Below are 1,228 nucleotides of genomic sequence, written 5' to 3' on the forward strand. Positions count from 1 at the left end.
ATTACTGTTTATATTATAGCTGTAATAGGTGCTATATTCACTACTTTATATTCAGTTAAAGTTCTTTATTTAACTTTCTTAACTAATCCTAATGGACCCTTAATAAATTATAATCATGCTCATGAAAGTGATATATTTATGAGTTTACCTTTAGTTATATTAGCTATATTTTCTATATTTTTTGGATTTATAACTAAAGATATTTTTATTGGTTTAGGTTCAGGATTTTTTTTAGATAATAGTATATTTATTCATCCTAATTCTGAAATAATGATAAATACAGAATTTGGTGTTTCTACTTATTGAAAATTATTACCTTTTGTTTTTACTGTTTCTTTTAGTATTATAGCTATAGTATTATCTGAACTTGTAGTTAATTTCAAGTTATCTATAATTGGTAAAACTATTTTTGGATTTTTTAATCAAAGATTCTTAGTTGAATTCTTTTACAATAAATATATTACAAATTTAGTTTTAAATTTAGGAGGGCAAACTGTTAAAATATTAGATAAAGGAAGTATAGAATTATTAGGACCATATGGACTAGAAACAGGTTTAATTAAAGTAAGTAAAAATATATCTTATTTAAATCAAGGAATAGTAACTAACTATGCTTTATTTATTTTAGTTGGATTTATTACTTATAATATAGTTACATTATTTGTAGGAAACATTTCAATATTAATAACATTAATTTTATTATTAATATTACTTTTACCTTTTAATTTTATTAATTCTAAGAATTAATAATTGATTATAATACACATAGTATCATATAATTATATTTTAGTATACATTACATAATAATACCTAAAAATAACGGTCCTTATCGCAAATAAAATAAATAAAAAACTAAATGAGAATAGTAAAAAATAATTCGATTTTAAAATTAGTGAATTCTTATCTTATAGATGCATCTCAACCTAGTAATATTAGTTATTTATGAAATTTTGGTTCATTATTAGCAGTATGTTTAGGAATACAAATTATTACTGGTGTTACATTAGCTATGCATTATAGCCCTAGTATATTAGAAGCTTTTAATTCAGTAGAACATATTATGAGAGATGTTAATAATGGATGATTAGTTCGTTATTTACATAGTAATACTGCATCAGCCTTCTTTTTTTTAGTTTATTTACATATAGCTAGAGGTATTTATTACGGATCTTATAGATCACCAAGAATATTAACTTGAACTATTGGTGTAATAATATTTATACTTATG

At 21.6% G+C, this 1,228-nt stretch carries 1 protein-coding gene and 2 pseudogenes; all 3 read left to right on the top strand.

Features of this window, described 5'->3' with window-relative positions:
* Positions 1 to 306: hypothetical protein (locus ACYVEA_RS34450; protein WP_461117899.1), on the top strand; the 306-nt coding region annotated here is incomplete at its 5' end.
* Between the two features lie 12 nt (positions 307 to 318).
* Positions 319 to 747, top strand: a pseudogene (locus ACYVEA_RS34455) (hypothetical protein); the annotation flags it as partial.
* 211 nt (positions 748 to 958) lie between these two features.
* Positions 959 to 1,198 (top strand): annotated as a pseudogene (locus ACYVEA_RS34460) (hypothetical protein); the annotation flags it as partial.
* Positions 1,199 to 1,228 lie beyond the last annotated feature (30 nt).

The organism is Spirosoma jeollabukense, assembly GCF_054777855.1.